Source organism: Paraburkholderia solisilvae, from assembly GCF_902859875.1.
In the GTDB taxonomy this organism is placed as follows: domain Bacteria; phylum Pseudomonadota; class Gammaproteobacteria; order Burkholderiales; family Burkholderiaceae; genus Paraburkholderia; species Paraburkholderia solisilvae.
Map to the genome: position 1 here is coordinate 13,625 of NZ_CADIKF010000010.1, position 19,627 is coordinate 33,251.

Consider the following 19,627-nt stretch of genomic DNA (forward strand, 5'->3'; position numbering starts at 1 on the left):
ATCAGCACATCAGCACATCAGCACATCAGCACATCAGCGTGCGCGCAAACGGCCCGCCCCAAGTCGCGTTGAACGCCCCGCAGCCGCGCCTGTCCACCACCTTATTGGCGCAAAACCAGCGCAAACCGGCGCAGATCAACGCAAAGCAGCGCTGCCAGAACCGCCAGAACCGCCAGAACCGCCAGAACCGCAGAGGCTCCCATGCTCACTATCGGTTATTGCACGCTCGAAGCGCGAGTCGTCGATATCACGACGCTCGACGTCGATGCGATCGTCAACGCGGCGAATACCTCGTTGCTGGGCGGGGGCGGCGTGGACGGCGCGATTCATCGCGCAGCGGGTCGCGAGCTATTGCGCGAATGCGAGACGCTCGGCGGTTGCGCGACCGGCGACGCGAAAATCACCCGCGGCTACCGGCTGCCCGCGAAACACGTGATTCATGCAGTTGGCCCCGTCTGGCACGGTGGCGCGCGCGGCGAAGCCGAATTATTGGCGTCGTGCTACCGGCGCTCGCTTGAACTCGCACAACAGACCCGTCTGAAGCGGATGGCGTTTCCCGCGATCAGCTGCGGGGTATACCGCTATCCGCCGGACGACGCCGTGCACATCGCCGTCGACACGGTAATCGACACACTGCCGCATGCGCGCGACATCGAGCGTGTGATTTTCGCCTGCTTCGACGACGCGATGTTTCACCGCTATCAGGCGGTACTTTCCGCGCGCTCCGCACGCTCAATGCGGCGCGATCAGGCGCCGCCTTCGAAGCCGGCCTGACGCCACGCTTCGAACACCACCACCGCAACCGTATTCGACAGATTCAGACTGCGATTGCCGGGACGCATCGGCAAGCGCACGCGCTGCGGCGCGTCGAAGCGGCTCAGCACCGCGTCGGGCAGGCCGCGTGTTTCCGCGCCGAACACAAACCAGTCGCCGGGCAAAAACGCGTGCGAGTGAAACGGGCTGGAGCCGCGCGTGGTGAACGCGAACATCCGCGTCAGGTCGGGCGTCTCGGCGGCAATCAGCGCATCCCAGTCGCGATGCACGCTCATCTGCGCGTACTCGTGATAGTCGAGCCCGGCGCGGCGCATTCTTGCATCGTCGAGCGGAAAGCCAAGCGGCTCGATCAGATGCAGCCGGGCGCCGGTGTTCGCGCACAGGCGAATCACGTTGCCGGTATTCGGCGGAATTTCCGGTTCGACGAGAACGACGTTGAACATGGTCAGCGAATCATCAGGGGCTAATGTTTCGGTGTACGCAGCACGACGAAATTCGTCACGCGGCGCGCGCCGGCTGCTTTCAGCATACGGGCCAACGCTTCGAGCGTTGCGCCGGTCGTCATCACATCGTCGACGAGCGCGACGTGCAGGCCGTCCACGGGTTTCGTCAGCGCAAACGCACGGCCCACGTTCTGCCGGCGCGCGTTCAGATCGAGCGTCGACTGCGGCGCGGTATCGACGACGCGGCGAATCAGCGTCGCGTCGGCCGGTACGCGCAACGCTCTGGCGAAGGGCCGCGCGATCTCCCATGCCTGGTTGTAGCCGCGTTCGACCAGCCGCTTGCGCGCAAGCGGCACCGGCACGACGAGGTCCGGCCGATGTGCCGGGTCGAGCGCATCGTCTGCGAGCGCGGCCAGGCGCGCCGCGAACTCGCGCGCCAGCATCAGGCGCGCGCGAAACTTCAGGCCGAGCGCCAGTGCGTCGAGCGGCGCGCGATAGTCGGCGAGTGCGAAGGTCGCATCGAACGGCGGCGGCTCGGTCCGGCAGCCCGCGCATCGATAGCGCGCGGCGCCGCTGCGCCGCGATGCGCCGGCAAGCGCAAACGCGCAGACCGTGCAGCGCAGCCGTGCTTCGTTCCAGTACGCCGCGTCACAGCCGTCGCACAACGCGTTATGCGACATATTGCCGCATAACGCGCACAGATTGGGCAAGACGCGCTGAAGCAGCCTCGGCCAGACTCTGTTCGAACTGCGCGCGATGTCCGGCAGCGATGACAAAAACGATCGTGAAAGCGGATGCACGTCGGCGATCGACCTTGCACCACGCAAGGTCCGACGAATGATGGCTGGCAACAGCCGCGAAAAAGGCCTGATCTGCATAGGTGGCCGCCTGCGCAAGCCGCTGGCGCTGAACGGAAGGGAGCGAGCGAGTATACTTCGCACTCTTCGTCAGTACGACTCCCATGCCCCCGTCTTCCAGCCAATCCAGCCGTCCGGCCTATGATTCGCGACGCCTGAGGCGGATTTTCGATCGCCGCGCCGCGACCTTCGGCGAAGTCGCGTTCCTGCCGCGCGAAATCGCGCAGCGCATGCGCGAACGGCTCGATTACATCAAGGTAACACCCGCGCACGTGCTCGATGCGGGCTGCGGCGCCGGCGACGACCTGCCGGTGCTGCGCCAGCGTTTTCCGGAGGCGCCGGTATTCGGCGCGGACCTGTCGTGGCAGATGCTCGCGCGAGCGCTGCATCACGATGTCGGCGACACGAGCTGGCGCCGCTTTCTGCCGGCCGCGCTCGGCAAGGCGCTCGGTGCGCGCGGCCCGCGCTTCGCGCAGGCGGACTTCGCGGCGCTGCCGTTCGCCGCCGGCGCGTTCGATCTCATCTGGTCAAATCTCGCGCTGCATTGGCATGCGCGTCCCGATCTGGTCTTTCCCGAATGGCAGCGCGTGCTGAAAGTCGGCGGCCTCCTGATGTTCAGCGCGCTCGGCCCGGACACGATGAAGGAACTGCGCGGCGCATACGCGCAGGTCGAAGCCGCGCACGGCAGCCCGTCGCGCGCTCACGTGATCGACTTCGTGGATATGCACGATCTCGGCGATATGCTGGTCGCAAGCGGCTTCGAGATTCCGGTGATGGACCAGGAGACGCTGACCATTACCTACAAATCGCCGCAATCGCTATTGGCGGACGTGCGCCGCTGGGGCGCTTATCCGTTCGAGCGGACGGCCGCTGCGGGGGCGCCGGCGCGCCGCCTGTACCATGCACTGCTGGCCGCGCTCGAAGCGCGGCGCCGCGAGGACGGCACGATCGCGCTGACCTTCGAAGTGATCTACGGTCATGCATGGAAGGCCGTGCCGCGGACCACGGCGGAGGGGCACGGCATCGTGCGTATCGAAGACATCGGGCGCGGTCCGTCGAAGAACCGATGACTGAAATAACGCTAAAGGCACAACAGCCCCTGTCCGTTAAGTCGGGTGTTATGCCTGGAATCAGCCCGGTAAAAACACCGGTGCGCGCTGCGGCAAAACGGCGCAGAGGCTTGTCGCATATGGCTTGCGGGCCGATAGACGCTTGCTTGTGGATGCCATAGAACGCGCCTATAATGCGTCAGTTTGTCGCCCGGGGGTCCCCACATCAGGGCGGCAGGCGCAACGCGGAGCAGGCGGTCAGTGGCGGGCGAATGACGCAGCGGGGCGGTCGCAAGCATGCGGCGGCCTGCAGTACGCGGGAGGCGGCGATGGAAACAACCGATCTGCTGACGGGATCCGAACCGGTCGTGAAGGACTGGCTGATGAAGCGCAATTGCGCGGTGTCGCCGCGGCAGTTCGTGTGGTTTTATATGTCGCTCGCGTCGTTCTCGCTGTTTATCGCGTTCCTGCTGGTTCTGTGCGGCGCATGGCTGGTGCTGCCGTTTACCGGCATCGAGCTGGTGGCGGTCGGCGTTGCTTTTGCGATGTACGCGCGGCATGCGGTCGATTACGAACGCGTCAGGCTTTATCCGAACCGGCTCGTGATCGAACAGGTCAGCGCGGACGAGGTCACGCAGTTCGAGTTCAATCCGCGCTGGGTGCGGGTCGAACCAGGTGCAACGGCGCGCGACCGGATCAAACTGGTCTCGCGCGGCGAGACGATCATGATCGGGCAGCACCTTGCGCAGTATCGGCGCGCCGAGTTCGCGAACGAGCTGCGCAGGTGGCTCAGACAGTGTTGACGGGTGTCAGGGCGAGTAAGCAGGCGGTCGGCGCACACGCAGCACGCGCCCATCGCACGCAGCGGCAGGCATCGGACGCAATCGGACGAACACTGAACCGCGCCATTCAGGGGGGCGCGGAACAGCCTTCCAGCGGGGTCGAGGGTTTGAATGGAAATTTTGGGTAAGGAAGCTATGAAAACAATCAAGCGAGCCCTGATGGGCGTGCTGGCGTGTAGCGGGCTGCTCTTCGCCGGCGCCGCCCTTGCAGTCGGCAACAGTCCGGGCGGTCCCGCCGTCAACGAGATCAATCTCCAGCCGCCCGTGACGAAGATCGCAGCAGAGCTCTACGACCTCCACACGTTCATGCTGATCCTCTGTACGGTGATCTTCATCGGCGTGTTCGGTGTGATGTTCTATTCGGTCTTTGCGCACCGCAAATCGAAGGGCTACAAGGCCGCCAATTTCCACGAAAGCACCACCGTCGAAATCATCTGGACGGTCGTTCCGTTCATCATTGTCGTGCTGATGGCGCTGCCCGCCACCAAGACGGTCGTCGCGATGAAGGACACCTCCAACGCCGACGTGACGATCAAGGTCACCGGCTATCAGTGGAAGTGGGGCTACGACTACGTGAAGGGCCCCGGCGAAGGCATCAGCTTCCTGTCGACGCTCTCCACCCCGCGCGCCGAAGTGGACGGCCGCGAGCCGATTACGGATACCTATCTGCAGGAAGTCGACAATCCGCTCGTCGTGCCAGTCAACAAGAAAATCCGCATCATCACCACCGCCAACGACGTCGTGCACTCGTGGTACGTGCCCGCGTTCGGCGTGAAGCAGGATGCGATTCCGGGCTTCGTGCGCGACACCTGGTTCAAGGCCGAGAAGGTGGGTACGTACCGCGGCTTCTGTACCGAACTGTGCGGCAAGGAACACGCTTTCATGCCGGTCGTCGTGAACGTGCTGTCGGATGACGACTACGCGAAGTGGGTCGACGACGAGAAGAAGAAAATGGCCGCCGGCGCCGACGATCCGAACCGTACGTACACGCTCGCCGAACTGACCGAGCGCGGCGCGAAGGTCTACGCGGCGAACTGCGCGGTGTGCCACCAGCCGACCGGCAAGGGCGCGGGCCAGTTCCCGGCGCTCGACGGCAGCAAGGTCGCCAACGGTCCGATCGCGCAGCACGTGAGCATCGTGCTGAAGGGCAAGGGCGCGATGCCGTCGTGGGCGCCGACGCTGAACGACGTCGAGATCGCATCGGTCATCACATTCGAGCGCAATTCGTGGGGCAACCACACTGGCGACGTCCTGCAGCCGAAGCAGGTCGCGGATGCGCGTAACGGCAAGCTGCCCGAAGGCGGCGACCATCTGGCCGGCGCGGCAGCAGCAGGCGCGAGCGACACCGCCGCAAGCGGCGCAGCGGGCGGGGCGAGCGATGCAGCGGCCGCGGGCAATGCGGCGGCCGGTGCGTCGGACGCTGCAGGCGCAGCGGCATCGACGCCGGCATCGGGTGCACAATGACGCCACACCACATCACGGGCGGCGCCGCATGCGCGGCCCAGCGTATTGAATCAGCCCTGCGGCCTGACGCTTCGCTGTCGGCCAAGCAGTATTCGTTTTAGGAGATTGTCATGTCTAGCATCGGACACGATGTTGCCGCAGGGCACGAACATGTGCACGGCGATCATGCGCACGGCGCGCCGACTGGCTGGCGCCGCTGGCTGTTCGCCACCAATCACAAGGATATCGGCCAGCTGTATCTGCTGTTCTCTTTCATCATGTTCCTGTCCGGGGGGGTGATGGCGCTAGGCATTCGTGCCGAGCTGTTCGAGCCGGGCCTGCAGATCATGCGTCCCGAATTCTTCAACCAGTTGACCACCATGCACGGGCTGATCATGGTGTTCGGCGCGATCATGCCGGCGTTCGTCGGTTTCGCGAACTGGATGATCCCGCTGCAGATCGGCGCGTCGGACATGGCCTTCGCGCGGATGAACAACTTCAGCTTCTGGCTGCTGCCGGTTGCCGCCGTGCTGCTGGTCGGATCGTTCTTCGCGCCGGGCGGCGCGACGGCCGCCGGCTGGACGCTGTACGCACCGCTCTCCACGCAGATGGGCCCGGGCATGGACTTCGCGATTTTCGCGATCCACATCATGGGCGCGTCGTCGATCATGGGCGGTATCAATATCGTTGTGACGATCCTGAACCTGCGCGCACCCGGCATGACGCTGATGAAAATGCCGATGTTCGTGTGGACGTGGCTGATCACCGCGTACCTGCTGATCGCCGTGATGCCGGTGCTCGCGGGCGCGATCACGATGGTGCTGTTCGATCGCCACTTCGGCACGTCGTTCTTCAACGCGGCAGGCGGCGGCGACCCGGTGATGTACCAGCATATCTTCTGGTTCTTCGGGCACCCCGAGGTGTACATCATGATCTTGCCGGCGTTCGGCATCGTGTCGCAGGTGATCCCGGCGTTCGCGCGCAAGCCGCTGTTCGGCTATAGCTCGATGGTGTACGCGACGGCGTCGATCGCGATCCTGTCGTTCATGGTGTGGGCGCACCACATGTTCGCCACCGGCATGCCGGTCACGGGCCAGCTGTTCTTCATGTACGCGACGATGCTGATCGCGGTGCCGACGGGCGTGAAGGTGTTCAACTGGGTCGCGACGATGTGGCGCGGTTCACTCTCGTTCGAAACGCCGATGCTGTTTGCGGTGGGCTTTCTGTTCGTGTTCACGTTCGGCGGTCTGACGGGCCTGATGCTCGCGATGGCGCCGCTCGACATCCAGTATCACGGCACGTACTTCGTGGTCGCGCACTTCCACTACGTGCTGGTGGCGGGTTCGCTGTTCGGACTCTTCTCCGGCTGGTACTACTGGTCGCCGAAGTGGACCGGCTGGATGTACAACGAGACGCGCGGCAAGATCCACTTCTGGTCGTCGCTGTTCTTCTTCAACCTCGCGTTCCTGCCGATGCACTTCGTCGGTCTCGCCGGCATGCCGCGTCGTTACGCCGACTACCCGGCGCAATTCACCGACTGGAACCAGGTGATCACGATCGGCGCGTTCGGCTTCGGTCTCGCGCAGGTGTACTTCCTGTTCGCGGTCGCACTGCCCGCCTATCGTGGCGGCGGCGATCTCGAAAAGGCGTCGGACAAGCCGTGGGACGGCGCGACGGGCCTCGAATGGACCATCCCGAGCCCGGCACCTTTCCATACATTCGAAAATCCGCCGACGGTTGAGTAAGCGAAGTCGGTAAGAGAGAAACAACAGGCGATCTTCCCGCGCCTCCGGTTCCGGCCGGCCGAATCATGCGTCTCCAGGCGGGAACGCAGCACGGACAACGGAATCGGCTGGCCGTGAGGTCGCCGGCTCGAGCAAGTTAGCGATGGATGTAACCCGAAACACCAGCATGACCCGGAAACCACCGAGAAGGCGCACACCCGAAGAAATTCGCGCAGGCAGCCGGCGCCTCGGGTTGATCCTGTTTACAATCGCCGCCGCGTTTTTCGTGGCGGCCTTTGTCAAGCAGATCTGGTTTTCAGCGTAGCCGCTTGACGGTGTAAAGGAAGTTCGATGTCGACGCACTCGCCGGACGAGTTCAAGCGTGCTTTCAACCGCTCGATGCTGTTCAAGCTCGTGGTGGTGGCGCTACTGATGTTCGGCTTCGGTTTTGCGCTGGTGCCCATGTACCGCGCGATCTGCGAGGTGACCGGCATCAACAACCTGGTGCAGCGCGATACGAGCAAGGCGGAGGCGAAGAACACGCAGGTCGACATGACGCGCACGATTTCGATCGAATTCGATGCGAACGCGCGTGGGCCGTTGGGTTTCAAGCCGGAGCAGAACAGCATCGACGTGCATCCGGGCGAAGTGACGACGGTGATGTACCAGGTGACCAATGCGCAAGGGCGCGCGATCAACGCGCAGGCGATTCCGAGTTACGCGCCGCGCGAGGCCACCGAGTACTTCAGGAAGATCGAATGTTTTTGCTTCACGCAGCAAAAGCTCAATGCGCATGAAACGAAGCTGCTGCCGGTGGTGTTCGTGGTCGACCCGAAGTTGCCGAAGGATGTGAAAACGATCACGCTGTCGTACACGTTCTTCGAACTGAATACACCGGCTACGCCGGCGAAGAACGATGCGGCGGCGCAGCGTTCGGACCCCGCCTGAAAACAGGCTGGACACAACCTGCAGCTGGCGGGAACCGCGACGGGAGGCGGCGAATATGAGCGATAGCGGCCGTGGCGGCAGAAAGAGTAGTTTTGGCCAATCGATGAAGGCCGTGATGTGGTCGTTTTTCGGGGTGCGCAAGCGGCGCGATCTCGAAGCGGATGCAACGCAGCTCAATCCGCTACACGTGATCGCCGCGGCGCTGATCTGCGCGGCAGTGTTTATCGGCGTGCTGATTCTCGTGGTGCACGCGGTCGTGGGTTGAAGCGCAGTTGGGTCGCGCGGTTGGACAACGCGGCCGGCCAATGTGGTTGGCAAAACACGCAGGACGATTAAAGCGAAGCGGTGCGGTATCGACGCGCCGTCGAAGATACAGCCGGGCAAGCCCGGAACAACTGGAACGAAGTGGAGAATCAAGAAATGAGCGGTCAAAACGAGAGCCCGTACTATTTCGTACCGCACCCGTCGCGGCATCCGATCAGCGCGGCGGTGGGACTGCTGATCATGCTGTCATCGTTCGCCGCATGGGTGAACGGTGAGACGTGGGCGCCGTTCACCTCGCTCGTCGGTCTGCTGTGGCTGCTGTTCACGCTGTGGCACTGGTTCGGCGATGCGATCTCCGAATCGGAAGGCGGGATGTACGGCAAGCGTGTCGACGTCTCGTACCGCTGGAGCATGAGCTGGTTTATCTTCTCCGAAGTGATGTTCTTCGGCGCGTTCTTCGGTGCGCTGTTCTACGCGCGCCAGATCGCGATGCATCAGCTGGGCAGTCTCGATTACAAGGTGATCTGGCCGGATTTCGCGGCGGTATGGCCGAACATCGGACCGGCGGAACTCGTGTCGCACTTCAAGTCGATGACGCCGTGGCCGGTGCCGACCATCAACACGGCGCTGCTGCTGTCGTCGGGCGCGACGTTGACGGTCTCGCACCACGCGCTGCGCGACAATCATCGCAAGAAGGCGATCGCGTGGCTTGCGGCAACCATCGTGCTGGGCCTCTCGTTCCTGTTCCTGCAAGGCTTCGAATATTTCCACGCCTACAACGAGCTGAACCTGACCCTCGCGTCGGGCGTGTACGGTTCGACGTTCTTCCTGCTGACCGGCTTCCACGGCTTTCACGTGTTCCTCGGCGGCACGATGCTGACCGTCGTGCTGATCCGCATGATCCGTGGGCATTTCACGGCCGATCATCACTTCGCGTTCGAAGGCGCCGCGTGGTATTGGCACTTTGTCGACGTCGTGTGGCTGGGCCTGTACGTCGTCGTCTACTGGCTGTAATGGATGTGCGCTTGCGCGAGCCGCCGGATGACGGGGCGCGCAGGTTGGCAGGATCGAAGTCCAACAAGGCGCCGCCCTCGACTGTGTCAGGGCGGCGTTTTGCTTCACAGACGCGATGCGGGGGAAGCACCCCGACCGACAGATTGCCGCCGCGCCTAGCGCCCGTACGGAATCCCGGTGGACTGAATCCAGCCCATCCAGTGTGCGAACAGGATGAACAGGAACAGCGAAATCGACAGACCGACGCGCGTTGCAAGCGACCAGACCATCCGCTTCGTGCGGCCGCGGTCGTGCATCATGAAGTACAGCGCTGAAATCATGCTGGCGATGATGAGCGCGAAAGCGATGGGAACGAGTATGTGCATGAACACCACTGAAACTCAGGAAAGCGAACGTCACTGTTTCGCCATTATCGCACCGCGCGCAACGGTCCGTCCGGTTGCGGAGGCAGTGCGATGAAGATCCGCCTGCTGCCGGCGCTGCTGATTCTGATCGTCGTCGCGGTGACGGTGCGACTCGGTTTCTGGCAGCGCGATCGCGCGCATCAGAAGGAAGCGTTGCAGGCGCACATTACGCAGTTCGAGAATGCGCCGGCCGTGCCGGTCGGCGCCGCGCCCGTCGCGCTGAAAGACATCGAGTTCCATCGTGTGCGGGCGGTCGGGCAATTCATGCCCGAGCAAGTGGTGTACCTCGATAACCGGCCGTATAACGATCAGGCGGGCTTCTACGTCGTGATGCCGTTTAAACTGCGCGACGGCGGCTATGTGCTGGTGAATCGCGGCTGGCTGCCGCGCAACGGCGAGGTGCGCACTGCCATCGCGCCTTACGGCACGCCGAAGGGCGACGTCGAGATCGAGGGCATTGCCCGCGCCGACGCGAGCCGCGCGTTCGAACTCGGGGAGGGCGGCTCCGCGCAACATCAGCAGATTCGGCAGAATCTCGACGTGCATGCGTATGCGGCCGAAACCGGCCTCGCGCTGCAGCCGTTCGTGATCCAGCAGACGAGCGACGACGGCGACAGGCTCGTGCGCGACTGGCCCGCGCCGACGACGGGCGTCGAAACGAATTACGGCTACATGTTCCAGTGGTGGGGCATGGCCGCCGCCGCGGTGGTGTTCGGCCTGTATGCGGCGCGGCGTGCCGCGAAGAAGGACCAGCGAACGCAGGACATGCCGCAGAAGGCAGCGCCGAAGCAGGAACGCACGAGCGATGCGTGACCCATTGTCGCACCTGACGGCAGGCGTGCAGTGTGCGGCGTCATGCCGCAGCGAAGCTTGCGCAAGGGCCCATTGCGGCCGTGCAATCATTGAACGAGGTTAAGCAGTGTCGATCCAAAAGTCGCCTTCCCAGTCATCTGCAGGACAGACGAAATCCGGCGCGAACGGCGCCTCCGCGCAGCAGGCGTCAAGCCGCGGCTCGTGGCAGCGCGGCCGCTGGACCATGTTGCTGGTCGCGCTGATCTGCGCGGCGCCGGTTATCGGCTCGTATCTCGCTTACTACGTGATCAAGCCGTCCGGCGGCTCGACCAGCTACGGGAAACTCGTCGAGCCGCAGCGGCCGATTCCCGACTCGCTCATCGTGACCGGCGAAGACGGCAAGCCGATCAAGCTGGCGTCGCTGCGCGGCCGCTGGCTGATGGTGTCCGTCGACAGCAGCGCGTGCGACAAGGCGTGCGTGACGAAGCTGTACTTCATGCGTCAGATCCGCGCGACGCAGGGAGGCGAGCGCGAGCGGATCGTCAACGTGTGGCTGCGCACCGATGCGGCGAAAGTGCCTGACGTGATCGAAACCGCTTATCCGGATACGCAAAAGCTGATCGCGCCGACGGCCGATATCGCCGCGTGGCTGCCGGTCGACGACGGCACGCAACTGACCGATCACATCTACATGGTCGATCCGAACGGCAACCTGATGATGCAATTCCCGAAGGATCCGAATCCGAGCAAGATCAAAGGCGATGTGTCGAAGCTGCTGCGCAATTCGAGCATCGGCTGACGTTATTCGCGATTGCTGCAAAGGTAGACACCGATGTTCGTACTGCAACTCGGCCTGATCGGACTGTGCGTTGCGCTGTTGCCGCTCTCGTACGTCTGGGTGAAGGCCGATGACGACAAATTTCGCAAGCTGGTCTGGGTCACGACGTTCCTGACGCTGGACCTGGTTATGTTCGGCGGCTTTACGCGGTTGACCGATTCCGGGCTCGGTTGTCCCGACTGGCCGGGTTGCTATGGCACGTCGTCGCCGTTCATTGCGCACGCGGCGATTTCCGCGGCGTATCGGGCCATGCCCACCGGCCCGGTCAGCATGACGAAAGCGTGGATCGAGATGATTCACCGCTACTTCGCGATGGCGATCGGCGTGCTGATCATCGCGCAGATGGTGATCGCGTGGAGTGCGCGTCTGCGGCGGCGTCCGTTGCATGTGTCGCCGTGGTGGCCGACCGCGCTCCTGATGCTGATCGTCGTGCAGGGCATTTTCGGCGCGTGGACGGTGACCATGAAACTGCAGCCGGTGATTGTGACGACGCACCTGCTGCTCGGCCTCGCGCTGCTCGGCACGCTGGGCTGGCTTGCCGCGCGGCAAACGCCGCTGCCGGTGTTCGAGCCGGCCGCCGGCCGCTGGCGCGCCGCCGCGCTGGCCGGCCTCGCGCTGCTGATCGTGCAGATCGCGCTCGGCGGCTGGGTCAGCACGAACTACGCGGTGCTCGCGTGTACCGATTTCCCGACCTGCAACGGGCAGTGGCTGCCGCCGATGGATTTCGCGCACGGTTTTCACCTGTGGCGCGCGCTTGGCATGAACGGCGACGGCGATATGATCACGCAGGATGCGCTCGTCGCGATCCACTGGACGCATCGCACCTTCGCGGTCGTCGTGGTCGCGTACCTGCTGTGGCTCGCGCTGAAGCTGCGCCGCTTCGAGTCGCTGCGGCGGCCGGCGAACGGCGTACTGCTCGTGATCGTGATCCAGTTTTTTACGGGCCTGTCGAACATCGTTCTGCAATGGCCGCTGCCGATTGCGGTCGCGCATAACGGCGGCGCCGCGATCCTGCTGTTGCTACTCGTTATGCTAAACTTTCGAATCGCTTCTAGCCGTCCCGGCCGCGCGATGTTGCCCGCGCGCGATGCCGCACCAGCGTGACCCACATGGACAGCACAACTCTCTCCCATCCATCCGGTAGCCGGATCTCCCAATACCTCGCGCTCACCAAGCCGCGTGTTACGCAGCTTGCGGTGTTCTGTGCGGTGATCGGCATGTTTCTATCGACGCCCGGCATGGTGCCGTGGACCGTGCTGATCGGCGGCACGGTCGGCATCTGGCTGCTGGCCGGCGCGGCGTTCGCCATCAACTGTCTGGTCGAGCAAAAAATCGATGCGCTGATGCGCCGCACCGCGTGGCGTCCGTCCGCGCGCGGCGAGATCACCACCGCGCAAATCCTGCTGTTCTCGGCGGTGCTCGGCGGCCTCGGCATGGCGACCCTATACACGTTCACGAACGCGCTGACGATGTGGCTGACCATCGCAACGTTCGTCGGCTACGCGGTCGTCTACACGCTGCTGCTCAAGCCGTACACGCCACAGAACATCGTGATCGGCGGCGCGTCGGGGGCGATGCCGCCGGCGCTCGGCTGGGCGGCCGTCACCGGCCACGTGCCGGGCGACGCGTGGATTCTCGTGCTGATCATCTTCGTCTGGACCCCGCCGCATTTCTGGGCGCTCGCGCTGTATCGCCGTAAAGACTATGAAAACGCCGGCCTGCCGATGCTGCCGAACACGCACGGCGAGCAATACACGCGGCTGCACATATTCCTCTACACGGTTATCCTGTTCGCGGTCACGCTGATGCCATTTGTTTCGGGGATGAGCGGCATCGTGTATCTGAGCGCGGCGGTGCTGCTCGGCGCCGTGTTCCTCGGCTACGCGTGGAAGATATACCGGGAATATTCGGACGCGCTTGCGCGTAAGACCTTCCGTTACTCGATCGTTTATCTGTCGCTGCTGTTTGCGGCGCTGCTGATCGATCACTATGCGCGCGCCTTAATCGGCGCATAAGGTCGGCGCCCTCTGCGGCGCTGGTTGCGTCCCCTCCAGTCGCTGCTGCCCGTCATGTCATGCTGAAGAAAAACCGGTTTGCCTTCGCGATGCGTGCGGCGCGCACCGCTGTTGCGGTTTGCGCGCTCGGCGCCGCCGCACTCGTTGCCGGCTGCGGGCAGGACGCACCTGCCTTCCAGAACGTCGATATCACCGGCAACAAGCAGTTCGCGACCGATTTCTCGCTGCCCGACACGAGCGGCAAGATGCGCACGCTCGCCGATTACAAGGGCAAGGTCGTCGTGCTGTTCTTTGGGTACACGCATTGCCCGGACGTCTGCCCGACGACGATGGCCGAACTCGCGCAGGCGCTGCAGCAGCTCGGGCCGGCGGATGCGAAGCGCGTGCAGGTGCTGTTCGTCACGGTCGATCCGGAACGCGACACGTCCGCGTTGCTCGGCCAGTATGTGCCGGCGTTCAATCCGGCTTTCGTCGGCCTGCGGCCCGCCGATCAGGCCCAACTCGTCAAGATCACAAAGGACTTCCGCGTCTATTACGCGAAAGTGCCGGGCAAGACGCCCGATAGCTACACGATGGACCATACGGCGGCGAGCTACGTGTTCGATCCGGAAGGCCGCCTGCGGCTCTTCGCGCGCGACGGTCAGGGCGCGGGGCCGTGGGTTCACGATATCAAGCTGCTGCTCGGTTAAGCGAATAGCGCGCTTCCCCGACACGGAGTCGTTGCGCGAAGCCGCCGCGTCGCGCAAGCTGCCCGCCACTGCGCCACTGCGCCACTGCGCCACTGCGCCACTGCGCCACTGCATCGCTGCATCACCTGAGCCCAAGCCGGCCAGCCGCGCTGAACTGCATGCCGCAGCGACCCGGTTACTGCAGCGCGTCGGGTAACCCCGTCTCCCCGTTCAAGTCATCTTCGTTTCGTGCCGTTATCCCATAAGCAATCGTTTGCGCTGAATGGGCGCACACGCCGTTGCGGCAGAAACCACACGAAAGAGACCAAAACAATGAGCGGGATGAGTCTGAATCGCAAGCTATGGCTGTCGCTCGCACTTGTCTGGCTGGGGTTGCTGGGCATCGCGCTGCTGAGCGCGGTCGAAACGCGCTCGACGATGCTGGCCGAGCGCAAGGCCGGCATGGTGAATCTCGTCGATGCCGCGCAGGGTGTGGTGAACGGCTATTACGCGCAGTCGCAGGCGGGTAAGCTGAGTGACGCCGATGCGCAGCGCGAAGCGCTTGCGCGGCTTGCGACGATGCGCTACGGCGACGCGGGCTACCTGTTCGTGATCGACTCGAAGCCGGTCGTGCTGATGCATCCGACGCTACCGCAAATGGTCGGCAAGCCGGTCGGCGATTTCAAGGATCCGGACGGCAAGCTGCTGTACATGTCGGTGCTCGACAGCGCGAAGGCAACCGGCCGCGGCTTCGCCGCGTATCGCGGCCGGCTGCCGGGCAGCGAAACCGCGTTGCCGAAGCTGAGCTACGTCGAGCACTTTGCGCCGTGGGACTGGTACATCACGAGCGGCGTGTTCGTGCGCGACATCGATACGGCGTACTATCAGACGCTCGTCGAACACCTGATCGCAGTGCTCGTGATCGGCGCGCTGATCACGCTCGCGATGGCTTTCGTGATGCGCAGCATCCGCAACGGCCTCGGCGGCGAACCGCAGCAAGCCGCGCAACTCGCCGCGCGTATCGCCACCGGCGATCTGACGCAGATCGTCAACCTGCGCGCGAACGACTCGTCGAGCATGATGGCGGCGATGGGCACGATGCAGGATCGCCTGCAGCGCGCGATCGGCGAGATCCGCCATGCGGCGGAATCGATCGCGTCGGCGACGCAGCAGATCGCGGCCGGCAACAGCGATCTTTCGCAACGCACCGAGCAACAGGCGGCGTCGTTGGAGGAGACCGCCGCGAGCATGGAGCAGCTGACCGCGACGGTGAAACAGAACGCCGACAACGCGCGTCAGGCAAGCGGCCTCGCCAATAACGCATCGGAGATCGCGACCAAAGGCAACGACGTGGTGAGCCGCGTGATCGGCACGATGGGCGAGATCAACGACAGCTCGCGGCAGATCGCGGACATCATCGGCGTGATCGAAGGCATCGCGTTCCAGACCAACATCCTCGCGCTGAATGCGGCGGTTGAAGCAGCGCGCGCGGGCGAACAGGGCCGCGGCTTTGCCGTAGTCGCAGCCGAAGTGCGCAGTCTCGCGCAACGCAGCGCGACCGCGGCAAAAGAGATCAAGCAGCTGATCGGCGCATCGGTCGAACGCGTCAACAACGGTTCGACGCTCGTCGAGCAGGCTGGCGCGACGATGGGCGACATCCTGCAGGCGGTGCGGCGCGTGACCGACATCATGGGCGAGATCGCCGCCGCGTCGGAAGAGCAGAGCAGCGGAATTGCGCAAGTCGGCCGCGCGGTCACACAGATGGACGAAGTGACGCAGCAAAATGCGGCGCTCGTCGAGCAGGCGACCGCGGCGGCAGCGTCGTTGCAGGATCAGGCAGCGCGCTTGCGCGAGGCGGTCAACCTGTTCCGGGTCGGCGACGGGCAAGCCGTGACGGCGCAGCGCGCGGCGTTGCCGGGCGCGGTGAGGCCGGCTGTCGAAAAGCGCGTGGCGACGCAGGCGGTAAGGCGACCAGCAGCGAATGCGGATGCAACGCCCGCTGCGGCGGTCATCCCGAGCGCGCCGCACCCTGCTGCGCGCGTGACGGAAAAGGCACGCGTGACGCGCCCGGCGGCCGCGAAGGCAGCGGCAGCGAAAGCACCCGCGACGGCGGCGACAACACCGACTGCGAAGGCGCAGGCTCAGGTGGCGCCACCACGTATCGCGAAGCCGGTCGACGACGGCGACTGGACCACGTTCTGAGTATCGCGTGCGGCCGCGCGTTCGTGCGGACCGGCTGAGCGCGGGACGAACGGCACGTTAATGGCGTGCCGTTTGCGTTTTGCGATGCGAGCGACGCACACAGTCGAGTGCGGGCAGTCGAGCTCATGTAGTCAAGCGTCAGCACACGCGCGCTTCGCGTGACTCGTGCGCGCCTGTATCCGCAACGCGTGGCGCGCCGCCAATCGACCACGTGCCTGCATCGACATGCGAGCGGTCCGCACACTGCTTCGCTGAACCACGTCTCAGGCGCGGCCGGCGCATCGCATAACCGTATGCGATCCCGTTATTTCCCATTCCAGAAGCGCTATGAGACCATTGACGCCCGGCACGGGCCGCCCCGCGCACGTTGCCGAACTCAGCAATCGATAGAGAAGCCGTCAAGCGAGAATCACATGCAGCGTAAAAACATCCTCAAAGTCCTTTTCACCGTTATCGCCGGCGCGGCGCTGGTAACGAGCGTCGGCGCACATGCCGCCGGCAGCGGCGATGGCAGCGACAAGGTCATCAAGGTCGGCACGATCAGCGGGCCGGATGCGCAAATCTGGTCAGTCGTGCAGAAGGTCGCGAAGCGCGACGGTCTGAACGTGAAGGTCATCGAGTTCAACGACTACGTGCAGCCGAACGCCGCGCTCGACGCCGGCGATCTCGATGCGAACGGCTTCCAGCATCAGCCGTATCTCGACAGCCAGGTCAAGCAGCGCGGCTACAGGATCGTCAACGTCGGGCTCACGTACATCTCGCCGCTGGGCGTCTATGCGAAGAAACTGAAGTCGCTGAAGGACCTGCCGCCAGGCGCGAAGGTCGCGGTGCCGAACGACCCGTCGAACGAGAATCGCGCGTTGCTGCTGCTGCAGGCGCAAGGCGTGATCAAACTGAAACCCGGCGCCGGCACGAATGGCAACAACGCGACGCCGCTCGATGTCGCCGACAATCCGAAAAAGGTGAAGCTGCTCGAACTGGACGCCGCCCAATTGCCGCGTTCGCTCGCCGACGTCGACGCCGCGGCGATCAATACGAACTTCGCGCTCGCAGCCGGCCTGCAACCCACGAAAGACGCCATCGCGCTCGAAGACGTGCACGGCCCGTACGCGAACCTGATCGCCGTGCGCGCGCAGGACAAGGACAAGCCGTGGGTGAAGAAACTGGTGGCCGCGTATCAATCGGACGACGTGCGCCAGTTCATCAGGACCGAGTTCAAGGGCTCGGTCGTGCCGTCCTTCTGATCTTTTGCCGCATCAGGCGGCGTGTTTGCCCAACTGCGGCCCAACTGCGTTGCCTGAGTCAAAGATCCCGCGCCCAGCGCTCCAGCACGAGCCGTCGGCCGAAGCGCTGCGCCGGTTCGACGCTCGTGCGCGTAAAGCCGCTGTGCTGAAAAAGGCTCCGCGCGTCGAGCAACGCGCTTTCCGTTGTGACTGAGAGCTTCGCGTAGCCGGCGCGCTGCGCAAAGCGCACGCACTCGTTCATCAACTGCGTGCCGATGCCGAGCCGTTGCATGTCCGGCTCGACATAGAGCATCTGCACCGACGCGGTATCCGCCGCGAGCCGTGTGATCAGCGCGGAGCCGGCGAGCGTTCCCTGTTGTTCCGCGATCATGCATGTTTCGCACTGCGGGTCGTGACCTTCCGAAAATTTCGCGATGATGCGCGCGAGCAACCCTTCGAACCGGTGATCCCAGCCGTGCCCGTCCGCGAAAAAGCGCGCCTGGCGATGCACGAGCCAGCCGTAATCGCCGGCGCGCGGTCCGCGTAGCGTGATGCCGCTCTGCTGCGGCCGCTCGCCGAGCAGACGCTCGATCAGCTTCATGGCATCGAGCAGCTGCTTCTGCGAACCGTCGGGAAGCTTCGCAAGCATCCGCAGCACCTCGCTGACCGCGGCCGCGTCGAGCGGCGCGTAAACGGTCTCTCCGGTTTCGGTGAGCGACAGCAGCGACTGACGCGCATCCGACGCAGACGGACGGCGCTCGATCAATCTACGGCGCTCGAAACCGGTCAGAAGCCGGCTCAGATAGCCGCTGTCGAGGCCGAGGCCGCGCGCGAGGCCCGCGGCGGTTTGCACGCGGCCCAGCGCAAGCTCGCGCAGCACGCGAATCTCCGTCAGCGAAAACTCGCTCTTGTGCGCATGCTCGTGCAACTCGCCGAGGCGCTTCGTGTAGAAGCGGTTGAAATGGCGCACGGTTTGCGCGCGCCGTAGTGCAATGGGATCGGACACTGTCAGGCTCCAGTAGTTTTTACCTGGCGGCCACTATATTCGATCGGTGTCCGTAAAAAACCTGCACAGGTTGGCAGTGTCCGCCTGACTTGCGCACATGCTGCTTTCAATGTGCGAGCTGTTGAGTACGGCGGTTCCGAAACTTGACTGGTATCAACAATGGTCTTCATTCGGGTATGTCCTGGTGCCATCCGGATGACCCGAAAATCACTCAAAAATCGAACAAATCAATTTAAAAACAATAAGTTAATAGAAATAGACCGATTAGATACCATTGGTTTGACTGGTATTATGTTGGTTATATAATGGGCTCCGATTTCGCATCCCGTGCCACGTCTTCGTCCCTCGATCGCCCAAGCCATGGAAACACGCTGGTCCGCCCTGATGCCCGACGCGCGCAATGTCACGCCGCTCTATCTGCAACTCGCGCGCAACCTTGCAACGGCCATTCATTGCGGCGTGTGGTCGGCGGGCGAGGCGTTGCCGTCCGAGCGCACGCTGTCGGATTCGATCGGCGTGTCGCGCATCACCGCGCGCAAGGCGATCTCGCTGCTCGTCGAGCAGGGCCTGATCCGGCGCGCGCCCGGTGCGCGCAGTTTCATCACGCCGCGCGTCGAAGATCCGCTGTCGCGGCTGACGGGCTTCACGAAGAAGATGGAGCAGCGCGGCTTCAGGCCCGACTCGATCTGGCTCGAGCGCGACGTGCGCGCGGCGAGCCGCGACGAGATCGTCCATCTCGGGCTGTCGCCCGGTGCGACGATCGCGAACCTGCGGCGCTTGCGCCGCGCGGACGGCATCGTGATGGCCGTCGAACATTCCGCGCTGCCCACCTCGATCGTGCCGGACCCGCTCTCGATCGATGGCTCGCTGTACAGCTATCTGGAGCGGCGCGGCGCATCCGTGGTGCGCGCGTTGCAGCACTTTCGCGCGGTCAATGCGTCGAGTGAAATCGCCGCGCTGATGGACATCGAGCCGCGCACCGCGCTGCTGCTGATCACCCGGGTCGGCTATAGCGCGGACCAGCGCGCAATCGAACTCACGGATACGTACTGCCGGGACGACTACTACGACTTCGTCGCGGAACTGCGCCTTTAAATCTGCCGCCGCGCCGGAACACTGCG

21 protein-coding genes and 1 pseudogene are annotated in these 19,627 nt (G+C 64.1%); 17 read left to right on the top strand and 5 right to left on the bottom strand.

Annotation, left to right across the window (positions count from 1 at the left end):
- Positions 1-201 precede the first annotated feature (201 nt).
- Entirely contained in the window at positions 202-774 is a 573-nt protein-coding gene (locus HV675_RS08370) for an O-acetyl-ADP-ribose deacetylase (RefSeq protein ID WP_175110422.1), read from the top strand.
- Here the strand turns inward: HV675_RS08370 and trmL are convergent.
- Genes trmL through HV675_RS32410 form a run of 3 tightly spaced genes read right to left on the bottom strand, consistent with a single transcriptional unit; the run spans position 747 to position 2,180 of the window.
- Entirely contained in the window at positions 747-1,217 is a 471-nt protein-coding gene (gene trmL, locus HV675_RS08375) for a tRNA (uridine(34)/cytosine(34)/5-carboxymethylaminomethyluridine(34)-2'-O)-methyltransferase TrmL (RefSeq protein ID WP_175110423.1), read from the bottom strand. The genes HV675_RS08370 and trmL overlap by 28 nt on opposite strands.
- 20 nt (positions 1,218-1,237) lie before the next feature.
- Positions 1,238-1,897, bottom strand: coding sequence for a ComF family protein (locus tag HV675_RS08380; RefSeq protein ID WP_377700451.1), 660 nt, complete (start codon positions 1,895-1,897; stop codon positions 1,238-1,240).
- Positions 1,887-2,180 (bottom strand): hypothetical protein, encoded by a 294-nt coding sequence (locus tag HV675_RS32410; protein ID WP_246270158.1) that lies wholly within the window; start codon positions 2,178-2,180, stop codon positions 1,887-1,889. Before HV675_RS32410 ends, HV675_RS08380 begins: the two co-directional genes overlap by 11 nt.
- Between HV675_RS32410 and HV675_RS08385 the strand changes: the two genes are divergently transcribed.
- From HV675_RS08385 to HV675_RS08415, 8 genes and pseudogenes are all read left to right on the top strand, one after another.
- Positions 2,179-3,144 carry a methyltransferase domain-containing protein gene (locus tag HV675_RS08385; protein ID WP_175110425.1) on the top strand — a complete coding sequence of 322 codons (966 nt, stop codon included), beginning with the start codon at positions 2,179-2,181 and terminating at the stop codon, positions 3,142-3,144. The genes HV675_RS32410 and HV675_RS08385 overlap by 2 nt on opposite strands.
- 308 nt (positions 3,145-3,452) lie before the next feature.
- Positions 3,453-3,926: a DUF2244 domain-containing protein gene (locus tag HV675_RS08390; RefSeq protein ID WP_175110426.1), complete on the top strand. Its 474-nt coding sequence runs from the start codon at positions 3,453-3,455 to the stop codon at positions 3,924-3,926.
- A gap of 150 nt (positions 3,927-4,076) precedes the next feature.
- Positions 4,077-5,417 (top strand): annotated as a pseudogene (gene coxB, locus HV675_RS08395) (cytochrome c oxidase subunit II); the annotation flags it as partial.
- A gap of 122 nt (positions 5,418-5,539) precedes the next feature.
- Positions 5,540-7,153, top strand: coding sequence for a cytochrome c oxidase subunit I (gene ctaD, locus HV675_RS08400; RefSeq protein ID WP_175110427.1), 1,614 nt, complete (start codon positions 5,540-5,542; stop codon positions 7,151-7,153).
- 166 nt (positions 7,154-7,319) lie between these two features.
- Positions 7,320-7,457 carry a cytochrome oxidase small assembly protein gene (locus HV675_RS32205; RefSeq protein ID WP_217478066.1) on the top strand — a complete coding sequence of 46 codons (138 nt, stop codon included), beginning with the start codon at positions 7,320-7,322 and terminating at the stop codon, positions 7,455-7,457.
- Between the two features lie 26 nt (positions 7,458-7,483).
- Entirely contained in the window at positions 7,484-8,080 is a 597-nt protein-coding gene (locus tag HV675_RS08405) for a cytochrome c oxidase assembly protein (RefSeq protein WP_175110428.1), read from the top strand.
- Positions 8,081-8,135: 55 nt separating this feature from the next.
- Complete coding sequence (locus HV675_RS08410; protein ID WP_175110429.1) at positions 8,136-8,345, top strand: DUF2970 domain-containing protein; 210 nt, start codon at positions 8,136-8,138, stop codon at positions 8,343-8,345.
- 155 nt (positions 8,346-8,500) lie between these two features.
- Positions 8,501-9,358, top strand: coding sequence for a cytochrome c oxidase subunit 3 (locus HV675_RS08415; protein WP_175110430.1), 858 nt, complete (start codon positions 8,501-8,503; stop codon positions 9,356-9,358).
- 155 nt (positions 9,359-9,513) lie between these two features.
- Here HV675_RS08415 and HV675_RS08420 read toward each other — a convergent pair whose 3' ends face one another.
- Complete coding sequence (locus HV675_RS08420; protein ID WP_075155677.1) at positions 9,514-9,723, bottom strand: twin transmembrane helix small protein; 210 nt, start codon at positions 9,721-9,723, stop codon at positions 9,514-9,516.
- A gap of 90 nt (positions 9,724-9,813) precedes the next feature.
- Between HV675_RS08420 and HV675_RS08425 the strand changes: the two genes are divergently transcribed.
- From HV675_RS08425 to HV675_RS08455, 7 genes are all read left to right on the top strand, one after another.
- Positions 9,814-10,575, top strand: a complete 762-nt coding sequence (locus tag HV675_RS08425) for an SURF1 family protein (protein ID WP_175110431.1) — start codon at positions 9,814-9,816, stop codon at positions 10,573-10,575.
- A 223-nt stretch (positions 10,576-10,798) separates the two neighbouring features.
- Positions 10,799-11,353: an SCO family protein gene (locus HV675_RS08430; RefSeq protein ID WP_175110532.1), complete on the top strand. Its 555-nt coding sequence runs from the start codon at positions 10,799-10,801 to the stop codon at positions 11,351-11,353.
- A 33-nt stretch (positions 11,354-11,386) separates the two neighbouring features.
- On the top strand, positions 11,387-12,496 hold the full coding sequence (locus tag HV675_RS08435; RefSeq protein WP_175110432.1) for a COX15/CtaA family protein: 1,110 nt from the start codon (positions 11,387-11,389) through the stop codon (positions 12,494-12,496).
- A 5-nt stretch (positions 12,497-12,501) separates the two neighbouring features.
- A complete protein-coding gene (cyoE, locus tag HV675_RS08440; protein WP_175110433.1) occupies positions 12,502-13,407 on the top strand; it encodes a heme o synthase in 906 nt (301 codons plus the stop codon).
- Between the two features lie 59 nt (positions 13,408-13,466).
- A complete protein-coding gene (locus tag HV675_RS08445) occupies positions 13,467-14,096 on the top strand; it encodes an SCO family protein (RefSeq protein ID WP_175110434.1) in 630 nt (209 codons plus the stop codon).
- Positions 14,097-14,408: 312 nt separating this feature from the next.
- Positions 14,409-16,277, top strand: a complete 1,869-nt coding sequence (locus HV675_RS08450; RefSeq protein WP_175110435.1) for a methyl-accepting chemotaxis protein — start codon at positions 14,409-14,411, stop codon at positions 16,275-16,277.
- A gap of 413 nt (positions 16,278-16,690) precedes the next feature.
- Entirely contained in the window at positions 16,691-17,521 is an 831-nt protein-coding gene (locus HV675_RS08455; RefSeq protein ID WP_175110436.1) for a MetQ/NlpA family ABC transporter substrate-binding protein, read from the top strand.
- A gap of 58 nt (positions 17,522-17,579) precedes the next feature.
- On the opposite strand, the gene HV675_RS08460 is transcribed toward HV675_RS08455, so the two are convergent.
- Positions 17,580-18,506, bottom strand: coding sequence for a bifunctional helix-turn-helix transcriptional regulator/GNAT family N-acetyltransferase (locus tag HV675_RS08460; RefSeq protein ID WP_175110437.1), 927 nt, complete (start codon positions 18,504-18,506; stop codon positions 17,580-17,582).
- Positions 18,507-18,866: 360 nt separating this feature from the next.
- Between HV675_RS08460 and HV675_RS08465 the strand changes: the two genes are divergently transcribed.
- The gene (locus HV675_RS08465; RefSeq protein ID WP_175110438.1) at positions 18,867-19,601 is read left to right on the top strand and encodes a GntR family transcriptional regulator; all 735 of its coding nucleotides are present in this window, start codon (positions 18,867-18,869) and stop codon (positions 19,599-19,601) included.
- Positions 19,602-19,627 lie beyond the last annotated feature (26 nt).